The organism is Streptomyces sp. NPDC032161 (assembly GCF_040636995.1).
Taxonomy (GTDB): Bacteria; Actinomycetota; Actinomycetes; order Streptomycetales; family Streptomycetaceae; genus Streptomyces.
Genome location: NZ_JBEZVN010000002.1, coordinates 56,414 through 78,196 on the forward strand (window position 1 = coordinate 56,414; position 21,783 = coordinate 78,196).

General features: G+C 74.8%; 14 protein-coding genes, 3 pseudogenes and 1 riboswitch. Of the genes and pseudogenes, 15 read left to right on the forward strand and 2 right to left on the reverse strand.

Annotated elements, in window-relative coordinates; all coding sequences use genetic code 11:
• Nucleotides 1–83 precede the first annotated feature (83 nt).
• Nucleotides 84–1,046: pseudogene (locus tag AB0E67_RS06070) on the forward strand (inorganic phosphate transporter); the annotation flags it as partial.
• A gap of 110 nt (nucleotides 1,047–1,156) precedes the next feature.
• Here AB0E67_RS06070 and AB0E67_RS06075 read toward each other — a convergent pair.
• Nucleotides 1,157–1,300 (reverse strand): annotated as a pseudogene (locus AB0E67_RS06075) (hypothetical protein); the annotation flags it as partial.
• 145 nt (nucleotides 1,301–1,445) lie between these two features.
• Here AB0E67_RS06075 and AB0E67_RS06080 point away from each other — a divergent pair.
• The 14 genes and pseudogenes from AB0E67_RS06080 to cobC form a co-directional block, all read left to right on the forward strand.
• Nucleotides 1,446–1,676 (forward strand): hypothetical protein, encoded by a 231-nt coding sequence (locus AB0E67_RS06080; RefSeq protein WP_362021634.1) that lies wholly within the window; start codon nucleotides 1,446–1,448, stop codon nucleotides 1,674–1,676.
• 182 nt (nucleotides 1,677–1,858) lie between these two features.
• Nucleotides 1,859–1,991, forward strand: a riboswitch (cobalamin riboswitch).
• 144 nt (nucleotides 1,992–2,135) lie between these two features.
• Nucleotides 2,136–3,212: a cobalamin biosynthesis protein gene (locus tag AB0E67_RS06085; protein WP_362021637.1), complete on the forward strand. Its 1,077-nt coding sequence runs from the start codon at nucleotides 2,136–2,138 to the stop codon at nucleotides 3,210–3,212.
• Complete coding sequence (locus tag AB0E67_RS06090; RefSeq protein ID WP_362021639.1) at nucleotides 3,209–4,750, forward strand: cobyric acid synthase; 1,542 nt, start codon at nucleotides 3,209–3,211, stop codon at nucleotides 4,748–4,750. Before AB0E67_RS06085 ends, AB0E67_RS06090 begins: the two co-directional genes overlap by 4 nt.
• On the forward strand, nucleotides 4,747–8,409 hold the full coding sequence (cobN, locus tag AB0E67_RS06095) for a cobaltochelatase subunit CobN (RefSeq protein ID WP_362021642.1): 3,663 nt from the start codon (nucleotides 4,747–4,749) through the stop codon (nucleotides 8,407–8,409). The genes AB0E67_RS06090 and cobN overlap by 4 nt, the downstream gene beginning before the upstream one ends.
• Before the next feature lie 133 nt (nucleotides 8,410–8,542).
• Nucleotides 8,543–10,561, forward strand: coding sequence for a putative cobaltochelatase (locus AB0E67_RS06100; RefSeq protein ID WP_362021645.1), 2,019 nt, complete (start codon nucleotides 8,543–8,545; stop codon nucleotides 10,559–10,561).
• Nucleotides 10,561–11,160, forward strand: coding sequence for a cob(I)yrinic acid a,c-diamide adenosyltransferase (gene cobO / locus AB0E67_RS06105; RefSeq protein ID WP_351518273.1), 600 nt, complete (start codon nucleotides 10,561–10,563; stop codon nucleotides 11,158–11,160). The genes AB0E67_RS06100 and cobO overlap by 1 nt, the downstream gene beginning before the upstream one ends.
• Nucleotides 11,161–11,236: 76 nt before the next feature.
• A complete protein-coding gene (locus AB0E67_RS06110) occupies nucleotides 11,237–12,607 on the forward strand; it encodes a cobyrinate a,c-diamide synthase (protein ID WP_362021648.1) in 1,371 nt (456 codons plus the stop codon).
• Entirely contained in the window at nucleotides 12,604–13,350 is a 747-nt protein-coding gene (cobI, locus tag AB0E67_RS06115; protein ID WP_362021651.1) for a precorrin-2 C(20)-methyltransferase, read from the forward strand. Before AB0E67_RS06110 ends, cobI begins: the two co-directional genes overlap by 4 nt.
• A 238-nt stretch (nucleotides 13,351–13,588) precedes the next feature.
• A complete protein-coding gene (gene cobM, locus AB0E67_RS06120; RefSeq protein ID WP_362021654.1) occupies nucleotides 13,589–14,464 on the forward strand; it encodes a precorrin-4 C(11)-methyltransferase in 876 nt (291 codons plus the stop codon).
• A 44-nt stretch (nucleotides 14,465–14,508) separates the two neighbouring features.
• Nucleotides 14,509–15,819 carry a precorrin-6y C5,15-methyltransferase (decarboxylating) subunit CbiE gene (cbiE, locus tag AB0E67_RS06125; RefSeq protein WP_362023493.1) on the forward strand — a complete coding sequence of 437 codons (1,311 nt, stop codon included), beginning with the start codon at nucleotides 14,509–14,511 and terminating at the stop codon, nucleotides 15,817–15,819.
• Nucleotides 15,816–17,561 carry a precorrin-3B C(17)-methyltransferase gene (gene cobJ / locus AB0E67_RS06130; RefSeq protein WP_362021657.1) on the forward strand — a complete coding sequence of 582 codons (1,746 nt, stop codon included), beginning with the start codon at nucleotides 15,816–15,818 and terminating at the stop codon, nucleotides 17,559–17,561. Before cbiE ends, cobJ begins: the two co-directional genes overlap by 4 nt.
• Nucleotides 17,558–18,148: a precorrin-8X methylmutase gene (locus AB0E67_RS06135; protein ID WP_362021660.1), complete on the forward strand. Its 591-nt coding sequence runs from the start codon at nucleotides 17,558–17,560 to the stop codon at nucleotides 18,146–18,148. The genes cobJ and AB0E67_RS06135 overlap by 4 nt, the downstream gene beginning before the upstream one ends.
• 35 nt (nucleotides 18,149–18,183) lie before the next feature.
• Nucleotides 18,184–19,095 (forward strand): sirohydrochlorin chelatase, encoded by a 912-nt coding sequence (locus AB0E67_RS06140; RefSeq protein ID WP_362023496.1) that lies wholly within the window; start codon nucleotides 18,184–18,186, stop codon nucleotides 19,093–19,095.
• Nucleotides 19,028–20,170: pseudogene (gene cobC / locus AB0E67_RS06145) on the forward strand (Rv2231c family pyridoxal phosphate-dependent protein CobC); the annotation flags it as partial. The gene AB0E67_RS06140 and the pseudogene cobC, both read left to right, overlap by 68 nt.
• Before the next feature lie 268 nt (nucleotides 20,171–20,438).
• Here the strand turns inward: cobC and AB0E67_RS06150 are convergent.
• Nucleotides 20,439–21,539, reverse strand: coding sequence for an SCO1860 family LAETG-anchored protein (locus tag AB0E67_RS06150; RefSeq protein ID WP_362021663.1), 1,101 nt, complete (start codon nucleotides 21,537–21,539; stop codon nucleotides 20,439–20,441).
• Nucleotides 21,540–21,783: the final 244 nt, after the last annotated feature.

The window sequence follows — 21,783 nt, forward strand, 5'->3', positions numbered from 1 at the left end:
TGAAGCCCCGCCCAGTTCATCTCCCGTTCACCAAAGTTGCCTACCGTCAACCTGCCAATGACGTCGAACGATTGCCTGGGTAAATGGAACACATCACGCTGCTTCTCGCGATTGTGATCGTGACAGCTCTAGTGTTCGATTTCACGAACGGTTTCCATGACACCGCCAACGCGATGGCCACCACCATCTCGACCGGCGCACTCAGACCGAAGACCGCGGTGGCCATGTCCGCCGTTCTCAACCTCGTCGGCGCGTTCCTGTCCGTGGAGGTCGCCAAGACGATCTCCGGTGGGATCATCAATGAGGACGGGCTGCGCACGGAGGTCATCTTCGCGGCACTCGTCGGCGCCATCCTGTGGAATCTGCTGACCTGGCTGGTCGGGCTGCCGTCCAGTTCCTCGCACGCCCTGTTCGGCGGGCTGATCGGCGCCGCGGTCATGTCGGCCGGCTGGTCCTCGGTCAACGGCGGCACGGTCGTCACCAAGGTGCTGATCCCCGCGGTCGCCGCCCCGATCGTCGCCGGGTTCGCCGCGCTGCTGGCCACGCGGCTGACGTACCGGATCGGCGGGAAGATCCGTGACGAGGCCCAGGAGAAGGCCACCGCCAAGGGCTACCGCGCCGGTCAGATCGCCTCGGCCGGACTGGTCTCCCTCGCCCACGGCACCAACGACGCGCAGAAGACCATGGGCATCATCACCCTGGCCCTGGTCACCGGTGGTGTGCTGCACCCCGGCGCCAACCCGCCGGTCTGGGTCATCGTCTCCGCCGGTACGGCCATCGCGCTCGGCACCTACCTGGGCGGCTGGCGCATCATCCGCACCATGGGCAGCGGCCTCACCGACCTCAGGCCGCCGCAGGGCTTCGCCGCCCAGACCAGCGCGGCCACGGTCATCCTCGCCTCCTCGCACCTCGGCTTCTCCCTGTCCACCACCCAGTCCTGCTCCGGCGCCGTGATGGGCGCGGGTCTCGGCCGCCAGGGCGGCGTGGTCCGCTGGTCCACCGCCACCCGGATGTTCGTCGCGTGGGGCCTGACCCTGCCGGCCGCGGGCCTGGTCGGCGCGGGCGCCGAGTTGCTGACCAAGCAGGGCACCTGGGGCGTCGTCGTGGTCGCGGCGCTGCTGGTCGTGGGTTCCGGCTCGATCTGGCTGGTCTCGCGCCGCAAGCCGGTCGGCCACGGGGACGTCGCCCCCTCGGAGAGCGCCGTCGAACCCGCGGGCGTCGTCACCACGGCCATCGCCGCCGTCAGCCCGCCGCCCACCGTCGCGGCCACCGCCGCGGCGCAGGACCTCATGACCATCATCCCGGCCACGCCCGCGGCCGCCGCCCCGACCGCCACCGCCCAGGACCCGGCGCGTCCCGCCGCCGTCTAGGACGTATTTCGAAAGCGCCGTGACCGGCACCGGACCGAACACGCGGACCGTCCGCAGACCGTCTAAGGAAGCAGCATGAAAATCGACTGGGCAGCCCTCGGCTCCGTCTTCGGCGTCTCCCTCGTCGTCACCGTCGCGCTGGTGGGCGTCTTCACCCTCGGCATCGTCGGTCTCGCCAAGCAGCCCGAGGCGGCGGCCCGGGGCGGCTCCGGCGGATCCCGGGAGCTGGCGCGCGCGGGCGCGTACGTCTGCTTCGCGCTGTGCGTGGCGGCGGTCGCGTACGGGATCTATCTGATCGTCGCCTGAGGCCCTCCCCTGGCACCTCCTTTTCGCAGCCCCGACGGGCCGGACGCACCTCGCGCGTCCGGCCCGTCGTCGTGTCCCCGTCCCGATGTGGGCCTCAGCACACTGCACCGCCGCAGGTCAACGGCAAGTTGACGGGCGTTCGCAGAGCGTGGTGGACTGCCGGAGCCATTTACGGCGACAGCAGAGGAAGCCGGTGCGAATCCGGCGCGGTCCCGCCACTGTCACCGGGGAGCGGTCCCCCACACCGGGAAGTCACGGCACGCGCGAGCGGGCTGGAAGGCCGGGGGAATCGCGGATCCGGGAGCCAGGAGACTCTGGTCGCCGGTCACGTCGAACCAGGGCGCGGACCCTGAGTGAGGACAAGTCGCCATGCCTGGCAGCCGTGCGTCCCTTGCCCCGGCGCTCTCCCCGAGAGCCGCCCGTACGAAGGTCCTCCGAGGCACGACGGCCGACTGAGCCATGCGTGCCGATCGCGTGTTCGCGTACGGCGCCACAGCCGGTCTGATCGGCGATCTGCTGCTCGGTGACCCCCGCAGGGGGCACCCGGTCGCCGCCTTCGGGCGGGCCGCGGCGGGCGTCGAACGCCGTCTGTGGCGCGACCACCGCGGGTGGGGCGCGCTGCACACCCTCGTCTGCGCCGGAGGCGCCGTGGGCGGTGCGGCGCTGCTCACCCGTGCCGTACGCCGTCACCCCGCCGCCTCCGTCGCGCTGACCGCGGCCGCCACCTGGTCCGTGGTCGGCGGCACCTCGCTGGGGCGGGAGGCACGGGCCGTCGGCGGCGCCCTGGCCGCCGGGGACGTCGCGGTGGCCCGGGAACGCCTGCCGCACCTGTGCGGCCGCGACCCGCACTCCCTGGACGGGCCGCAGATCGCCCGCGCCGTGGTGGAGTCCGTGGCCGAGAACACCTCGGACGCCGTGGTGGGCGCCCTGGTGTGGGGGGCGCTGGCCGGTGTGCCCGGCCTCGTCGGCTTCCGCGCGGTCAACACCCTGGACGCGATGGTCGGCCACAGGTCGCCCCGCCACCGGCGCTACGGCTGGGCCTCGGCCCGCCTCGACGACCTCGTGGGATGGCCCGGCGCCCGGCTGACCGCCGTGCTCGCCGTGGCCGCCGGCGGACGGCCGCGCGAGGCGGTACGGGCCTGGCGGGCCGACGCGGCGAAGCATCCGAGCCCCAACGCGGGCCCGGTGGAGGCGTCGTTCGCGGGCGCGCTGGGCGTGCGCCTGGGCGGAACGCTGGCGTACGGGGGCCGGGTGGAGCACCGCCCGGTACTGAACGGGGAGGCGGGCCGGGCGGTGGAGACCGCGGACATCGAACGCGCGGTGCGGCTCTCGCGCCGGGTGGGCGTGCTGGCCCTCGGCGTGTGCGTGGCCGCTCGGCTGGGCGCGGGTCTCGCCGCGCGACGGCTCGCGGACGTACGGGGCACGGGACGGGGACGGATCACGGGCACCCGGCCCGCAGGTGTGGGCGGCGCCGCCGCGGGGGCCGCGCGGCTCCTGACCGCGGGACGCCCGGACACAGGACGGAGACGGACATGAGCGGCGGACTCCTGGTCGCCGGGACCACCTCGGACGCGGGCAAGAGCGTCGTCACGGCGGGCATCTGCCGCTGGCTCGCGCGCCGGGGCGTGAAGGTGGCGCCCTTCAAGGCGCAGAACATGTCGCTGAACTCCTACGTCACCCGGGAGGGTGCCGAGATCGGCCGTGCCCAGGCCATGCAGGCCGCGGCCGCCCGGGTGGAGCCGTCCGCGCTGATGAACCCGGTGCTGCTCAAGCCCGGCGGGGACCGCTCCAGCCAGGTCGTCCTGATGGGCAGGCCGGTGGGCGAGATGAGCGCGCGCGGCTACCACGGCGGACGGCAGGAGGCCCTGCTCGGCACGGTCGTGGACTGCCTGGAGCGGCTGCGGAGCACGTACGACGCGGTGATCTGCGAGGGGGCCGGCAGCCCGGCCGAGATCAATCTGCGGCGCACGGACATCGTGAACATGGGCATCGCCCGGGCGGCGCGCTTCCCGGTGGTGGTGGTCGGGGACATCGACCGGGGCGGCGTCTTCGCGTCGTTCTTCGGTACGACGGCGTTGCTCTCCGCCGAGGACCAGGCGCTGGTCGCGGGCTATCTCGTGAACAAGTTCCGCGGCGACGTGTCGCTGCTGGAGCCGGGCCTGGAGATGCTGCGCGAGATCACCGGCCGCCCGACGTACGGGGTGCTGCCCTTCGCGCACGGCCTCGGCATCGACGAGGAGGACGGGCTCCGGGTCTCGCTGCGCGGCGCCGTGCGCGAGTCGGTGGTCGCGCCGCCGCACGGCGAGGACGTGCTGCGGGTCGCGGTGTGCGCCGTGCCCCTGATGTCGAACTTCACCGACGTGGACGCGCTGGCCGCCGAACCGGGCGTCGTCGTCCGCTTCGTGGACCGCGCCGAGGAGCTGGCCGACGCCGATCTCGTCGTCGTGCCCGGCACCCGGGGAACGGTCGGGGCGCTGGCCTGGCTGCGCGAGCGCGGGCTCGCCGACGCCCTGGCCCGGCGTGCCGCCGAGGGCCGGCCGGTCCTCGGCGTCTGCGGCGGCTACCAGGTCCTCGGCGAGCACATCGAGGACGAGGTCGAATCGCGGGCCGGGCACGTCGACGGGCTCGGACTGCTGCCGCTGCGCGTCCGGTTCGACCGCGAGAAGACCCTGGCCCGGCCCGTCGGGGAGGCGCTCGGCGCGCCGGTCGAGGGCTACGAGATCCACCACGGCGTCGCCGACGTGCGCGGCGGCGAGCCGTTCTTCACCGACGGCCGGGGCCGCGCCCTGGACGGCTGCCGGGCCGGAGCCGTGTGGGGCACCCACTGGCACGGCTCGCTGGAGAGCGACGCGTTCCGCCGCCGTTTCCTGACCGAGGTGGCGCGCGCCGCGGGCCGGCGTTTCGTCCCCGCCCCCGACACCCGTTTCGCCGAGCTGCGCGAGGAACAGCTCGACCGCCTCGGCGACCTGATCGAAGAACACGCCGACACCGGCGCGCTGCTCCGGCTCATCGAGTCGGGCGCGCCGTCCGGACTTCCCTTCATCGCCCCCGGAGCACCTGGAGCACGCGTATGAACGCCCCCACGAGCACCGTGCTGTTGCTGTCGACCGCCGACACGGACCTGCTCGCCGCCCGCGCCTCCGGCGCGCCCTACCGGATCGGCAACCCCACCCGTGTCGACGTCCACGAGGAACTGCCCGCGCTGATCGAGGGCGCCTCCGTCGCCGTCGTCCGGCTGCTCGGCGGCAAGCGCGCCTGGGAGGACGGCCTGGCCGTGCTGCGGGCGTCCGGCATCCCGACCGTGCTGCTGGGCGGCGAGACCGTGCCGGACGCGGAGCTGATGGCCGAGTCGTCCGTGCCCGCCGGGGTGGTCGCGGAGGCGCTGCGCTACCTGGTGGAGGGCGGTCCGGGGAACCTGGTGGAGCTGACCCGTTTCCTCTCCGACACGGTGCTGCTGACCGGTCACGGTTTCGCCGAGCCGCAGCGGATGCCGGAGTGGGGCGTGCGCGGCGACCGGGAGTTCGTCGAGGGCCGCCCGACCGTCGGGGTGCTGTTCTACCGGGCGCACGAACTGTCCGGGAACACCTCGTTCGTGGACGTGCTGTGCGAGGCCGTCGAGGAGCGCGGCGCCAACGCCCTGCCGGTGTACTGCGGTTCGCTGCGCGGCGCGGACGCCGGTCTGTACGAGCTGCTGGGCCGGGCGGACGCCCTGGTCGCCACCGTCCTGGCGGCGGGCGGCACCCGCGCCTCGGACGCCTCCGCCGGGGGCGACGAGGAGGCGTGGGACATCGGCGCGCTGGCGGAGCTGGACCTCCCGGTGCTCCAGGGGCTGTGCCTGACCTCGACGCGCGCCGCGTGGGAGGCGTCGGACGCCGCGCTGTCCCCGATGGACGCGGCGATGCAGGTGGCGATCCCCGAGTTCGACGGCCGGCTGATCACCGTGCCGTTCTCCTTCAAGGAGCAGGGCCCGGACGACGTGCCGGTGTACCGGGCCGACCCGGAACGGGCCGCGCGGGTCGCCGGGATCGCCGTGCGGCACGCCGCGCTGCGGCACAAGACGAACGCCGAGAAGAAGCTCGCCCTGGTCTTCACCGCCTATCCCACCAAGCACTCCCGGGTCGGCAACGCGGTCGGCCTGGACACGCCCGCGTCGGCGGTGCGGGTCCTGGACGCCCTGCGCGGCGCCGGGTACACGGTCGACGGATATCCGGACAACGGCGACGAGCTGATCCACCGTCTCATCGACGCGGGCGGTCACGACGTGGAGTGGCTGACCGAGGAGCAGCTCGCGGCCGCCCCCGCGCGGGTGCCGCTGGCCGACTACCGGGCCTGGTTCGCCACGCTGGACCCGGAGTTGCGGGATTCGATGCTGGAGCACTGGGGGGAACCGCCGGGCTCGCTGTACGTGGACGGCGACGAGATCGTCCTGGCCTCGCTCCGGTTCGGGAACGTGGTGGTGCTGATCCAGCCGCCGCGCGGCTTCGGGGAGAACCCGATCGCGATCTACCACGACCCGGACCTGCCGCCGTCGCACCACTACATGGCGACGTACCGCTGGCTGGAGAACTCGTTCGGCGCGGACGCCGTCGTGCACATGGGCAAGCACGGCACGATGGAGTGGCTGCCGGGCAAGGGCCTGGGCCTGTCCGCGGGCTGCGGACCGGACGCGGTGCTGGGCGAACTCCCGCTGGTCTACCCGTTCATCGTCAACGACCCCGGTGAGGGCACCCAGGCCAAGCGGCGCGGGCACGCCACGGTGGTGGACCACCTGGTGCCGCCGATGGCGCGTGCCGACACCTACGGCGACCTGGCCAAGCTGGAACAGCTGCTCGACGAGTACGCGCTGGTCAGCGATCTGGACCCGGCAAAGGCCCCGGCGGTGCGGGCGCAGATCTGGACGCTGGTGAAGGCCGCCGAGCTCCATCACGACCTGCATGTCGACGAGCAGCCGGACGACGACGCGTTCGACGAGTTCGTCATGCACATCGACGGCTACCTGTGCGAGATCAAGGACGTGCAGATCCGCGACGGCCTGCACGTCCTGGGCGGCGGCCCGGTGGGCGAGGCGCGGGTCAACCTGGTGCTGGCGGTGCTGCGCGCGTCCCAGGTCTGGGGCGGCACGGCGAACGCGCTGCCGGGTCTGCGGGCCTCGATCGCGGCCCACTTCGGGCTGAGCGAACGGGAGTTGCTGGCCGAGCCGGGCGCCCCGGTGAAGGTGCCGGCGGAGCTGACCGAGCTGGTCGACGGTCCGGCGCGCACCGGAGCGGACGCGATCGATCTGCTGGAGAAGCTGTGCCGCCGCCTCGCGGAGGGCATGGAGGAGCGCGGCTGGGACGTGGCGGGCGCGGCGGGGCTGGTGCGGGAGGCACTGGGCCGCGAACTCCCGGACGCCATCGCCGTGCTGGGCTTCGCGTGCGAGGAGGTCGTGCCCCGGCTGGCCCGGACGACGGACGAGATCGGTCACATCCTGCGGGCGCTGCGCGGCGGCTTCGTCCCGGCGGGCCCGTCCGGCTCGCCGACGCGCGGTCTGGTCAATGTGCTGCCGACGGGCCGGAACTTCTACTCGGTGGATCCGAAGGCGATTCCGTCCCGGCTGAGCTGGGAGGTCGGGCAGTCGCTCGCGGACTCGCTGATCGCCCGCTACCTCGCGGACACGGGCGAGTACCCGAAGTCGGTGGGTCTGACCGTGTGGGGCACGTCCGCGATGCGCACGCAGGGCGACGACATCGCGGAGATCCTGGCGCTGCTGGGCTGCCGTCCGGTGTGGGACGACGCCTCGCGCCGGGTGACCGGCTTCGAGGTGGTGCCCCTGAACGAGCTGGGGCGTCCGCGCATCGACGTGACGGTGCGCATCTCCGGGTTCTTCCGGGACGCCTTCCCGCACGTGGTGGGGCTGATCGACGACGCGGTGCGGACGGTGGCGGAGCTGGACGAGCCGACCGGGTCCAACTACGTGCGGGCGCACGCCGACGAGGACACCGCGGTCCACGGCGACCGGCGCCGGGCCACGGCCCGCGTCTTCGGTTCGAAGCCGGGGGCGTACGGGGCTGGGCTGCTGCCGCTGATCGACGCCCGGAACTGGCGCTCGGACGCGGATCTGGCCGAGGTGTACGCGGTGTGGGGCGGTTACGCGTACGGGCGCGGGCTCGACGGGCGGGCGGCGCGCGGGGACATGGAGACGGCGTTCCGGCGGATCGCGGTGGCGGCGAAGAACGTCGACACCCGCGAGCACGACCTGGTCGACGCGGACGACTACTTCCAGTACCACGGCGGCATGGTCGCCATGGTGCGGCACCTGACCGGCACCTCGCCCGAGGCGTACGTCGGGGACAGCGCCACGCCGGACCAGGTGCGCACACGGACGCTGGGCGAGGAGACGCACCGGGTGTTCCGGGCGCGGGTGGTGAACCCGCGCTGGATGGCGGCGATGCGGCGCCACGGGTACAAGGGCGCCTTCGAGATGGCCGCGACCGTGGACTACCTCTTCGGGTACGACGCCACGGCCGGCGTCGTCGACGACTGGATGTACGAGAAGCTGTCGGCCGAGTACGTCTTCGACGAGACCAACCGCGACTTCATGAAGAAGTCCAACCCCTGGGCGCTGCGCGGGATCTCGGAACGGCTGCTGGAGGCGGCCGAGCGCGGGCTGTGGGCGGAGCCGGACGCGAAGACCCTGGAGCGGCTGCGGGCCACGTACCTGGAGCTCGAAGGCGATCTGGAGGGCGACGAGTGAGCGCCCGCAGGTTTCCCGGAGCGCGGCACGCGGGAGCCCGGAGGCGGTCCGACGGGCCGTGGGCGAGCGCCCGGAGGCTCCCCGTCCCCGCGCCGGGGGCAGTGACATCACGCCGTTCGCCCAAGGAGGCATCGTGAACACGCCGTACCCTTTCACCGCCCTCGTCGGGCAGGACGATCTGCGGCTCGGGCTGCTGCTGAACGCGGTCTCGCCCGCGGTCGGCGGCGTGCTGGTGCGCGGCGAGAAGGGCACCGCCAAATCCACCGCCGTGCGGGCGCTCGCCGCGCTGATGCCCGAGGTCGACGTGGTTCCGGGCTGCCGGTTCTCCTGCGACCCCGCGGCGCCCGATCCGGCGTGCCCGGACGGCCCGCACGAGACCGGGTCCGGGGCGGCACGGGCCGCCCGGACGGTGGAGCTGCCGGTCGGCGCGTCGGAGGACCGGCTGGTCGGGGCGCTCGACATCGAGCGGGCGCTGTCCGAGGGCGTGAAGGCGTTCGAGCCGGGGCTGCTCGCCGACGCCCATCGCGGGATCCTGTACGTCGACGAGGTCAACCTGCTCCACGACCATCTCGTGGACCTGCTGCTGGACGCGGCGGCCATGGGCGCCTCGTACGTGGAGCGCGAGGGGGTCTCGGTCCGGCATGCCGCCCGGTTCCTGCTCGTCGGCACGATGAACCCCGAAGAGGGCGAGCTGCGGCCGCAGTTGCTGGACCGGTTCGGGCTGACCGTGGAGGTCGCCGCGTCCCGCGACACCGACCAGCGGGTCGAGGTGGTGCGCCGGCGCCTCGCGTACGACGCCGATCCCACCGCCTTCGCCGCGAAGTGGGCCGACGAGGAGGCGGCGCTGCGGGCGCGGATCGCCGCCGCGCGGGCACTGCTTCCCGGGGTGCGGCTCGGCGACGGGGCGTTGCGGCAGATCGCGGCGACCTGCGCGGCGTTCGAGGTGGACGGGATGCGCGCGGACATCGTGATGGCGCGGACCGCCACCGCGCTGGCCGCCTGGGCGGGGCGTACGGACGTGCTGGCCGAGGACGTGCGGCAGGCCGCCCTGCTCGCGCTCCCGCACCGCCGCAGGCGCAACCCGTTCGACGCTCCGGGCCTGGACGAGGACAAGCTCGACGAGGCGCTGGAGCAGCACGGCGGCGAGGACGACGACCCGGACCCGGACGGCCCCGACGGCGGCGGCCGGCCCCCGCGGGGCGACGGCCCGGACACTCCGCCGCGGCCCGACGCGGAGGCCGGTGACACGCCCGCCCCCGCCGTTCCCGAGCAGGGCGGCGAGCAGGAGCAGGGGCGGTCGTCCGGCGGCGGTGAGCAGCAGCCGGTACGGGCCGCCGAGCCGTTCCGCGCGAAGACGCTGAGCGTGCCCGGTCTGGGCGAGGGCGCGGCGGGGCGGCGCTCCCGGGCACGCACCGAGCACGGGCGCACCACCGGCGCGCGGCGTCCGCACGGGGCGCTGACCAAGCTGCACCTGTCGGCGACCGTACGGGCCGCGGCCCCGCACCAGCGGGCGCGCGGGCGGTCGGGGCCGGGGCTGGTGGTGCGGCGGGACGATCTGCGGCAGGCGACCCGGGAGGGGCGCGAGGGCAACCTGGTGCTGTTCGTGGTGGACGCCTCCGGGTCGATGGCCGCCCGGCAGCGGATGGGCGCCGTGAAGGGCGCGGTGCTGTCGCTGCTGCTGGACGCGTACCAGCGGCGGGACAAGGTCGGGCTGGTCACCTTCCGGGGCCGGGACGCCGAGGTGGCGCTGCCGCCGACGTCGTCGGTGGACGCGGCGGCGGCACGGCTGGAGGCGCTGCCGACCGGCGGGCGCACCCCCGTCGCGGCCGGGCTGCTGAAGGCCCATGAGGTGCTGCGCGTGGAGCGGATGCGCGATCCGTCGCGGCGTCCGCTGCTGGTCGTGGTGACCGACGGCCGGGCGACGGGCGGGCCGGAGCCGGTGGCGCTGGCGTCGCGGGCGGCGCGGCTGCACGCGGCGGAGGGCACCGCCTCCGTCGTCGTGGACTGCGAGTCGGGCCCGGTACGGCTCGGGCTCGCGGCGGATCTCGCCCGCGATCTGGGCTCGGTCGCCGTCACGCTCGACGAGCTGCGGGCCGACTCGATCGCGGGTCTGGTCAAGGACGTCAGGGGAACCGACAGGAGGGCGGCGTAATGCCGAAGGGACAGCCGGTCAGCGTGCCGGACGACGGGCTCACCACCCGTCAGCGCCGCAACCGTCCGCTGCTGGTGGTGCACACCGGCATCGGGAAGGGGAAGTCGACGGCGGCCTTCGGGCTCGCGCTGCGCGCCTGGAATCAGGGCTGGCCGATCGGGGTCTTCCAGTTCGTCAAGTCGGCGAAGTGGAAGGTCGGCGAGGAGAACGCGCTGAAGGTCCTCGGCGCCAGCGGCGAGGGCGGCACCGTCGCCTGGCACAAGATGGGCGAGGGCTGGTCGTGGGTGCAGCGCGACCGGCAGCTGAACAACGAGGAGGCGGCCCGCGAGGGCTGGGAGCAGGTCAAACGCGATCTGGCCGCCGAGACGTACCGGCTGTACGTCCTCGACGAGTTCGCGTACCCGATGCACTGGGGCTGGGTCGACACCGCCGAGGTGGTCGAGGTGCTGCGGAGCCGTCCCGGTACCCAGCACGTCGTCGTCACGGGTCGCAACGCGCCGCCGGAGCTGGTGGACGCCGCCGATCTGGTGACCGACATGTCGAAGGTCAAGCACCCGATGGACGCCGGTCAGAAGGGCCAGCGGGGCATCGAATGGTGACGGCCTCGCCCACGATCGGCCGTGGGAGAAGGAGCGGGCGCCGGGCGCGCGCCGGGCGAACCGTGAGTGGTGTCCGGTGAACGTTCCGCGTCTGGTGATCGCCGCGCCCGCGTCGGGGAGCGGCAAGACGACCGTGGCCACGGGACTGATGGCGGCCTTCGCGGGGCGGGGTCTGACCGTGTCCCCGCACAAGGTGGGGCCCGACTACATCGACCCCGGCTACCACGCCCTGGCCACGGGCCGGCCGGGTCGCAACCTCGACGCGTACCTGTGCGGCCCGGAGCTGGTGGCTCCGCTGTTCGCGCACGGGGCGCGCGGCTGCGACCTGGCGGTCGTCGAGGGCGTGATGGGCCTGTACGACGGCGCCGCGGGGAACGGCGAGCTGGCATCGACCGCGCAGGTGGCGAAACTGCTGCGGGCGCCGGTGGTGCTGGTCGTCGACGCCTCGTCGCAGTCCCGCTCGGTGGCCGCGCTGGTGCACGGCTTCGCCTCGTGGGATCCGGAGGTGCGGATCGGCGGGGTGGTCCTCAACAAGGTCGGTTCGCCGCGCCACGAGGCGCTGTTGCGGGAGGCGTTGGACGAGTCGGGCGTGCCGGTGCTGGGGGTGCTGCGGCGGACGGAGCAGGTGGCGGTGCCGTCACGGCATCTCGGGCTGGTGCCGGTGGCCGAGCGGCGGGGCGACGCGCTGGACGCGGTCGCGGCGATGGCGGACCGGGTGCGGGCGGGCTGCGACCTGGACGCGCTGTGGGCGCTGGCCCGCTCCGCGCCCGGCGTGCCCGGCGAGGCGTGGGACCCGGCGGCGGCGGTGGACGCGTGCGGCGGACCCGTCGCCCGGCCCGCCCCGGGTTCGCGCAGGGTCGCCGTCGCGTCCGGGGCCGCGTTCACGTTCTCGTACGCCGAGCACACCGAACTGCTCGCCGCCGCCGGTGCCGAGGTCGTCCCGTTCGACCCGCTGCGCGACGAGGCGCTGCCCGAGGGCGCGCGGGGGCTGGTGATCGGCGGGGGCTTCCCGGAGGTGTACGCCTCGGAGCTGTCCGCCAACGCGGCGCTGCGCGGGGCCGTCGCCGCGCTGGCACGGTCCGGGGCTCCGGTGGCCGCCGAGTGCGCGGGCCTGCTGTATCTGGCGCGTTCGCTCGACGGGCTGCCGATGTGCGGGGTGCTGGACGCCGAGGCACGGATGTCGGAGCGGCTGACGCTGGGCTACCGGGACGCCGTGGCGGTCTGCGACAGCGTGCTGGCGGCGTCCGGGACCCGGACGCGCGGGCACGAGTTCCACCGCACGGTCCTGGAGCCGGGCGCGGGAGAGCGTCCCGCGTGGGGCCTGCACCAGCCGGAGCGGCGCGTGGAGGGATTCGTACGGCGGGGCGTGCACGCGAGCTATCTGCATACGCACTGGGCCGCCACGCCCGCTGCGGCCCGTCGATTCGTCGAGAGGTGCGAGGGATGAACCACGGTCAGGGTGGAAGCAGGCTGATCGGCGTCGGTGTCGGGCCCGGTGACCCGGAGCTGGTGACCGTCAAGGGCGTGAACGCGCTGCGGGACGCCGCGGTCGTCGTCGTACCGGTGATGGACACCGGTGAGCGGGGGCGGGCCGAGGCGACCGTGCTGCACTACGTGCCCCCCGAGAAGGTCGTGCGCGTGGTGTTCGCGCTCAACGAGCGCAGCGACCGGGCACGCCGGGAGGCTGCGTGGGACGCGGCCGGTGAGCGGGTCGCGGAACTGCTGCGGACGCACGGCTCGGTGGCGTTCGCGACGATCGGCGACCCCAACGTGTACTCGACGTTCACGTATCTGGCCCAGACGATCGGCGCGCTGCTGCCGGGGACGGCCGTGGAGACGGTGCCCGGGATCACGGCCATGCAGGACCTGGCCGCCCGCAGCGGCGCGGTGCTGACGGAGGGCACGGAGCCGTTGACGCTGGTGCCGGTGACGGCGGGCGCGGCGGTGCTGAGGCGGGCGCTGGAGGGCCCGGGAACGGTCGTCGCGTACAAGTTCGGCCGACTGGCGGCGGAGGTGGCCGCGGCGCTGCGGGAGACCGGCCGCACCGAGGACGCGGTGTGGGGTTCGGCGCTCGGGCTGCCCGAGGAGTCGATCCGGCCGGCGGCGGACCTCGACGAGGGGCCGTTGCCGTATCTGTCGACGCTGATCGCGCCCGCGCCGCGCGACGGCGGGCGCGGCGGGAAGCTGTGAGGCGCGCGCGGGCGGTGTCGCGGTGTCCGGTCGGCGCCGGCGGGCGCCGCGCGCACCGCTCGCGGCCCTCGTCGGCCGGTCGACGCCCTGGGGCACGTCCCGGTGGACCCGCCCCGTCACCCGCCGCTCCTGCCCCGGCCTCTCCCCTCCGCCCCTGATCCCCCGCCGTCCCCCTGCCCCGCAGGCCCCGTACGCCCTGTGGGCCCCGCATGTTCCCCTTTCTGAAAGGACCCGTCCCATGTCCGAAGCAGCCGACGCGGCCACAGCCGTCGACACGGTCGACACGTCCGCAGCGGCCGACGCGCCCGCCCGGGGCCGGGTGACGTTCGTCGGTGCCGGACCCGGTGCCGCCGATCTGCTGACCTTCCGGGCGGCGCGGGCCATCGCGGACGCCGACGTCGTCATCTGGGCGGCGAGCCTGGTGCAGGCGGAGGTCCTGGAGCACGCCCGGGAGGGCGCGGAGATCCTCGACTCGGCGCGGATGTCGCTGGAACAGGTCGTCGCCGTGTACGAACGCGCCGCCGCCGAGGGGCTGAAGGTGGCCCGCATCCACTCCGGCGACCCGGCGCTGTGGGGCGGCACCCAGGAGCAGATCGACCGGTGCGCCGAGCTGGGCGTGGCGGTCGAGGTCGTGCCGGGGGTGTCGTCCTTCTCGGCGGTCGCGGCGATCGCGCAGCGGGAGCTGACAATCCCGGAGGTCGCGCAGTCGGTGATCCTGACCCGGCTCGGCGGCGGCAAGACGCCGATGCCGCCGGGCGAGGAGGTGCGGGAGTTCGCGCGCCACGGCACCACGATGGCGCTGTTCCTGTCGGCGGCCCGCTCCGGCCAGCTCACCCAGGAGCTGCTGGAGGGCGGATACCCGACGTCGACGCCGGTCGTGATCGCGTACCAGGCGACCTGGCCGGAGGAGCTGATCCTGCGCTGCACGGTCGGAACCCTGGAGGAGACGGTCAAGGAGCACAGGCTCTGGAAGCACACCCTCTTCCTCGTCGGCCCGGCGCTGTCGTCGTCGGGGACGCGCTCGCACCTCTACCACCCGGGCCACTTCCACGGCTTCCGCAAGGCCGACAGGGCGGCGCGGGCCGAGTTGCGCGCCCAGCGGTCCGGCTCGTGAGCGGCGCTCACGGTACGGGGACCGGCGCGCGGACGGCCGCGCCGATCCGGGTCTTCGGCACGGGGACGGGCGAGCCGCTCGGCCCCGAGGCCCGGGAGGCGCTGGAGGCGGCCACGCTGGTGCTCGGCGCCCGGCGCCACCTGGAGGCCGCGTACCCGGGCACGGGCACGCGGGACGCCGGGCATGTCGGGCGGATCGTGCTCGGTCCGCTGGCGCCCGCGCTCGACCGGGTCGCCGAACACCTGGCCCGGGACGAGGCACGGGTGGTCGTGCTGGCCTCCGGCGACCCGGGATTCTTCGGGATCGTGCGGGCGCTCGCCGAGCGGTTCGGGGCGGACGCGCTCGATGTCCGGCCGGGTGCGCCGTCCGTCGCGGTCGCCTTCGCCCGGCTCGGGCTGACGTGGGACGACGCGGTCGTGGTCAGCGCGCACGGACGGGACCCGCGCACCGCCGTCCACGCGTGTCTGGCGCACCCGAAGGTGGCCGTGCTGACCGGCCCCGGCGCCGGACCGGCGGAGCTCGCGGCCGGGCTGGTCCACGGGGCCGGGGGGCGCACGCTCGTCGTGGCGACGGCGCTCGGCGATCCGCGACGCGAGCGCGTCGAACGGCTCACCCCCGCCGAGGCGGTGGCCCGCGACTGGCCGGATCCGGTGAGCGTGGTGCTGTGCCTGGACGAGTCCCGGGTGCTGTCCCCGGCGCGGACCCTCGCGGGGCCGTCCGCGGGGCCGGGCCGATGGGCGCTGGAGGAGACCGAGTTCGAGCACCGCGACTCGATGATCACCAAGTTCGAGGTGCGGGCCCTGGCCCTGGCCCGGCTGGGCCCGCGCACCGGTGATCTGGTGTGGGACATCGGTGCCGGATCGGGTTCGGTGGCGGTGGAGTGCGCGCGGCTCGGCGCCGCGGCCGTCGCCGTGGAGAAGGCCGCGGACGGGGTCGGGCGGATCCGGGCGAACGCGTCCGCGCACGGGGTGTACGTCGACGTGGTGCACGGTTCGGCCCCGGCCGTGCTCGACGATCTGGCCGACCCGGACGCCGTGTTCGTCGGCGGTGGCGGGCGCGAACTGCCCGCCGTCGTGACGGCGTGCGCCCGGCGTGCGCGGCGCACGGTGGTGGTGGCGCTGGCCGCCCTGGACCGGGTGCCGCAGGTGCGTGCGGCGCTGGCCGGTGCCGGGCTGGAGCCCGAGGGCGTGCTGCTGCAGTCCTCCCGGCTGGCGCCGCTGCCCGGTGAGGTGACCCGGCTCGCCGCGACCAATCCGGTATTTCTGCTGTGGGGCAGTCGCCCCTCGGCCCAGGCAGGCGAGCGTGCGGGCATGGTTGCCGCGCGTGTCGGCGCAAGTGAAGGAGCGACCCAGTGATCGGCCTGATTTCCGCGACGGCGGCGGGCGCCGCCGCCCGCGACCGGCTGGCCGCGGCCTGGCCCGGCCGTGCCGTGGTCTACGAGGGGCCGGTGCGCGAGGCCGTGCACCGGGCGTTCGCCGAGTGCGAGCAGCTGGTCTGTTTCCTGGCGACGGGGGCCGTGGTGCGGCTGCTCGCGCCGCTGCTGTCCGACAAGTCCGCGGACCCGGGCGTCGTCTGTGTCGACGAGGCGGGCCGCCACGCGGTGGCGCTGCTGGGCGGGCACGCCGGCGGGGCGAACGCGCTGGCCGAGGCGGTCGGCGAGGTCCTGGGCGCGGCCCCGGTCGTGACGACCGCGACGGACGCGGCCGGACTTCCGGGCCTGGACATGCTGGGCCTCCCGGTGGAGGGCGATGTGGCCGGGGTGTCACGGGCGATGCTCGACGGCGCCCCGGTGGAACTGCGGGCGGACGCGGTGTGGCCGCTGCCCGCGCTGCCGCCGAACGTGGCTCCCGGTTCCGCGCTCCCGGACCCGGCGGACGTCGCGGTGCTGCACATCACCGACCGGGTCGTGGAGTCCGGGGCACGGCGGGCCGTGGTGCGGCCCGCGTCGCTCGCGGTCGGCGTCGGCGCGTCCAGGGGGGCGCCGGTGGACGAGGTCGTGGGCCTGGTCCACGACGCCCTGCGCGAGGCCGGGCTCTCGCCGCTGAGCATCGCCGAGCTGGTGACGGTCGACGCGAAGGCGGACGAACCCGGGATCGTCGCCGCCGCCGCGCGGCTGGGCGTTCCGCTGCGGACGTACGCGGCCGAGGCGTTGGCCCGGGTCGAGGTGCCCAACCCGTCGGGCGCGCCGCTCGCCGCCGTCGGGACGCCGTCGGTCGCGGAGGCCGCCGCGCTCGCGGAAGGGGGCGAACTCCTCGTGCCGAAGCGGAAGTCGACGCCGCCTCCCGGGTCCGAGGGACGCGCGGCGATGGCGACGTGCGCGGTGGTGCGCCGGGCCCCGCGCGGGCGGCTGGCCGTGGTCGGTCTGGGACCGGGCGCGCGCGACCTGCTGACGCCCCGGGCCCGGGAGGAGCTGCGGCGGGCCTCGGTACTGGTCGGGCTCGACCAGTACGTGGACCAGATCAGGGATCTGCTGCGGCCCGGCACCACGGTCCTGGAGTCGGGGCTGGGCGCCGAGGAGGAGCGGGCCCGCACCGCGGTCGCCGAGGCGCGCGAGGGCCGTGCGGTGGCGTTGATCGGCAGCGGTGACGCGGGCGTGTACGCGATGGCGTCGCCCGCGCTCGCCGAGGCCGGTGCCGACATCGACGTGGTCGGCGTGCCGGGGGTGACGGCCGCGCTGGCCGCCGCCGCGGTCCTGGGCGCCCCGCTGGGCCACGACCACGTGTCGATCAGCCTCTCCGACCTGCACACGCCGTGGGAGGTCATCGAGCGCCGGGTGCGGGCCGCGGCCGAGGCCGACATCGTCGTGACGTTCTACAACCCGCGCAGCCGGGGCCGCGCCTGGCAGCTTCCCGAGGCGCTGTCGATCCTGGCGGAGCGCCGGGATCCGGCCACTCCGGTCGGTGTGGTGCGCAACGCGTCGCGCCCGGACGAGAGCGCCCGGGTGACCTCCCTGGCCGCCCTGGACCCGGCGACCGTGGACATGATGACGGTGGTGACGGTCGGCAACACGGCCACCCGGCAGATCGCGGGCCGCATGGTGACGCCGCGCGGCTACCGCTGGCAGTCGGCCGCCGGGACCGGGGAGGGCGGGCGATGAACCGTCCCTGGGAGCGGACCGTCCACCCCATCGAGCAGGAGTCCTACCGGCGGCTGCGCGCCCGCCTGGACACCTCGCACTTCCCGCCGCTGACCCGGGCGGTCGTGGAGCGGGTCATCCACTCCGCGGCGGACCTCGACTACGCCACGGACCTGGTCTGCGACGAGGCGACGCTGACCACCGGGCACGCGGCGCTGCACTCCGGGGCGCCGGTCGTCACCGACGTGGAGATGGTCGCGGCGGGCATCACCCGGCGCGAGACCGTGTGCCGTCTGCGTCAGGCCGCCTCCGGCCCCGGCCTGACGCGTTCGGCCCATGCGATCCGGCTCGCGTACGAGGAGGTCGGGCCCGGCGCGATCTGGGTGATCGGCAACGCGCCCACCGCGCTGGAGGAACTGCTCGTCCTCGATGCCGCGCCCGCGCTCGTCATCGGGCTGCCGGTCGGTTTCGTCGGCGCGACCGAGTCGAAGGCGGCGCTGCGCGAGAGCGGTCTGCCCGCCGTGAGCAACGTGTCCGAGAAGGGCGGTTCGGCCGTCGCGTCGGCCGCGCTCAACGCCCTGCTGTACCACTCCCCCGAATCCCCGTGAACCACCGTGAATCACACCGAGGAGAACCTGTGACCATCCCCGCCAGCCCGCCCGACCGGCCCGCCCTGCTCGTCGCCGGTCACGGCACCAGGGACGACGGCGGCGCCGCCGCGTTCCGCGAGTTCGTCGCCGAACTGGGCCGCCGCAGGCCCGAACTGCCCGTCGCGGGCGGTTTCATCGAGCTGTCCCCGCCGCCGCTCGGCGACGCCGTGACCGAGCTGGTGGAGCGCGGTGTCCGGCGCTTCGCCGCCGTGCCGCTGATGCTGGTGTCGGCCGGGCACGCCAAGGGGGACATCCCCGCGGCGCTGGCCCGCGAGAAGGACCGCCACCCCGGCATCGCGTACACCTACGGCCGTCCGCTCGGCCCGCACCCGGAGCTGCTGAAGGTGCTGGAGCGCCGGGTGGACGAGGTGCTGGGCGACACCGACCGCTCGGAGACGACCGTGCTGCTGGTCGGGCGCGGTTCCACCGACCCGGACGCCAACGCCGAGGTGTTCAAGGCGGCGCGGCTGTTCTGGGAGGGCCGCGGCTACGCGGGCGTGGAGACGGCGTTCGTCTCGCTCGCGGCGCCGGACGTGCCGTCGGGTCTCGACCGTTGCGTCAGGCTGGGTGCCCGGCGCATAGTCGTTCTGCCGTACTTCCTCTTCACGGGTGTCCTGCCGGACCGGGTCCGTCATCAGGCCGAGGAGTGGGCCGCCGCCCACCCGGAGCCCGACGTCCGCTGCGCCGAGGTCATCGGTGCGGCCGAGGAGTTGTACGACCTGGTCATGGAGCGCTACGGGGAGGCGGTCGAGGGCGATCTGCGGATGAACTGCGACTCATGCGTGTACCGAATCGCGCTGCCGGGCTTCGAGGACAAGGTGGGGCTGCCACAGCAGCCGCACTTCCACCCCGATGACGACGGCCACCATCACCACCACCACGGCGGTCATGCACACTCCCACTGAAAGTCCCGACGCGACAGGCGCGGGCACGTACGACCTGCGGCACCACGGTGACGCGGAGGTACGGGGACGGGGCCGGGATCTGACCGATCTCGCCGTCAACGTACGGGCGGACACTCCCCCGGCCTGGCTGAGGGAGCGGATCGCCGATGCGCTGGGCTCGCTCGCCGCCTACCCGGACGGGCGTCCGGCGCGGGCGGCGGTCGCGGCCCGGCACGGGCTGCCCGTCGAGCGGGTCCTGCTGACGGCGGGCGCGGCGGAGGCGTTCGTGCTGATCGCGCGGGCGCTGCCGGCCCGCCGCCCGGTCGTGGTCCACCCGCAGTTCACGGAGCCGGAGGCGGCGCTCTGCGCGGCCGGGCACGAGGTGCGGCGGGTGCTGCTGCGGGCCGAGGACGGTTTCCGGCTGGACCCGGCGGCCGTGCCGAAGGACGCGGACCTGGTGGTGGTCGGCAACCCGACCAATCCCACCTCGGTCCTGCATCCGGCGGCCGTGCTGGAGGAACTGGCGCGCCCCGGGCGGACGCTGGTGGTCGACGAGGCGTTCATGGACGCGGTGCCGGGCGAACGCGAGGCACTGTGCGGGCGGACGGACGTGCCGGGCCTGGTGGTGCTGCGCAGCCTCACCAAGACGTGGGGACTCGCGGGGCTCAGGATCGGTTACGTGCTGGCCGCCCCGGAGACGGTGGCCGCGCTGGAGGCGGCGCAGCCGCTGTGGCCGGTGTCGTCCCCGGCGCTGGCCGCGGCCGGGGCGTGCATGGAGCCGCGGGCCCTGGCCGAGGCCGCCGCCGCGGCGGAGCGGATCGCGGTGGACCGGGCCCATCTGGTCGCGGGGCTGCGGGAGTTCACCGAGGTGGAGGTCGCGGAACCGGCCGAGGGCCCGTTCGTTCTGATGCGGCTGGAACGGGCCGCCGAGGTGCGCGAACGCCTGCGGGTGCTGGGGTTCGCGGTGCGTCGCGGGGACACGTTCCCGGGGCTCGGGCCGCAGTGGCTGCGGCTGGCGGTGCGCGGGCGCACGACGACCAACTGCTTCCTCCAGTCGCTCGACCAGGCGTTGCAGTCGCTGACGTCCGTGCGCTGACGTCCGTGCGCCGGTGTCCGTGCGCCGACCGCCGTCACGCACGGACCCGTCCGCCACGGCGGACGGCCGGCTCCCCGCCCTCGCGCACGGACGGCTCCGGGCACCGCCGGGCACGGCCGGACCCGACCACCGTCGCCCGCGGACGGGGCACATGACGTCACGCGTGGACGGGGACGTCCGTCGCGGACCCCGGGGCCGGAGGGACCGGCCGGCCCCGGGGTCGCTCGCGAGCCCGCTCAGCCACGGGCACGTTCGGTCACGGACGCGTTCAGTTCCGCGCGCGGCGCCTGGCCAGGACCGTCGCCCCGGCGCCCACCGCCAGCAGCGCGGCGGCGCCGCCCGCGATGTACGGCGTGGCGGAACTGCCTCCGGTCTCGGCGAGGTTGCCGTCCGGGGCGTGGCCGGTGCCGGTCTGGGGCTTCACGTCGCCGCCGGTGGAACCCGCGCTGCCGCCGCCGTTCCCGGAGGCGCCGCCGTCGCTCGAACCGCCGCCGTTGCCCGACCCGCCGTTCCCGGAGCCGCCGCTGTTCGCGCCACCGGTGTTCGAACCACCGCCGTCCGTACCTCCGTTGCCCGATCCGCCGTTGTCCGATCCGCCGGAGCTTCCGCTCCCCCCGTTGCCGGAGCCGCCGTCGCTGCCGCCGCCCGTCCCGGTGTCCTTGGGGGTCTCGCAGGTCGCCTGGACGAGGGTGACCTCGCCCTGCACGTCGGCGACGTTCAGCTTGAGCGGGTTGACGGAGACCTTCAGTCGCAGCGCGGTCGCCGCCGCGGTGCGCGAGGTGGTGCTCTTCTTCGACAGGTCGAGGGTCACCTCGCCCACGGCCGGCACCTCGATGTGCGTCGTGCCGCCCGCGGAGAGGTCGACCCGCTGTCCCAGGATCGTCACGTGGCCCAGCACATTCGACTCGGCGACCGGCTTGCGGCCCACCTCGCAGACCGCCTTGGACGTGACCTTCTCGACCTCGACCAGCGGCAGCGCCGGCAGCCCGGGCACGTGGATCCGGGCCTTCACCACGTTGCTGTAGCCCTCGGCCCGGCGCTTGTCGACGGTCGCGTCCGAGGTGGCCACGTCGGCGCTGAGCACGTTGACCGGCCGGCCGCCGTCCACCCCGTCGAGCCGCACGCTGAGCGCGGTCTGCTTGGCGTCGGCCGGTGCGTGCACCTCGTTGAGCGAGGCCCTGAGCGGCACTTCGACCGCCTTGTTCAGAAGAGAGACGTCGAGCGCGGCGCGGAGCACGACCGCGCTCGCCTTCCCGTCGCCGTCGGTCGCGGTGGTCGCGGCGGCGGCCTGCGCCGGGAAGGCGGCCAGCAGGGCGACCGGAGCGGCGGCGACCGCCAGGGCGGCCAGGCGGAAGGTGTTGCTGTTCAAGATGGTGGAACCCCCACAAGAGACATGGAGCCACCGGTACCGCCCAATGGGGGACATCGCGGGCACCGGTGGCCTCGACCCCGACAGCTTTACGCACAGAGGGTGAACCGGCAGACACCTGACGTGAGTTCACCCTAAAGGGGCGTTTCCGCGCCTCTATTCGAATATCTCTGTACGCCCGTTCCTCCGGCTCACCCGTTCCGCCGAGCGCGGACGGCGCGGAGGCCGACCGCGACGGGGAGCA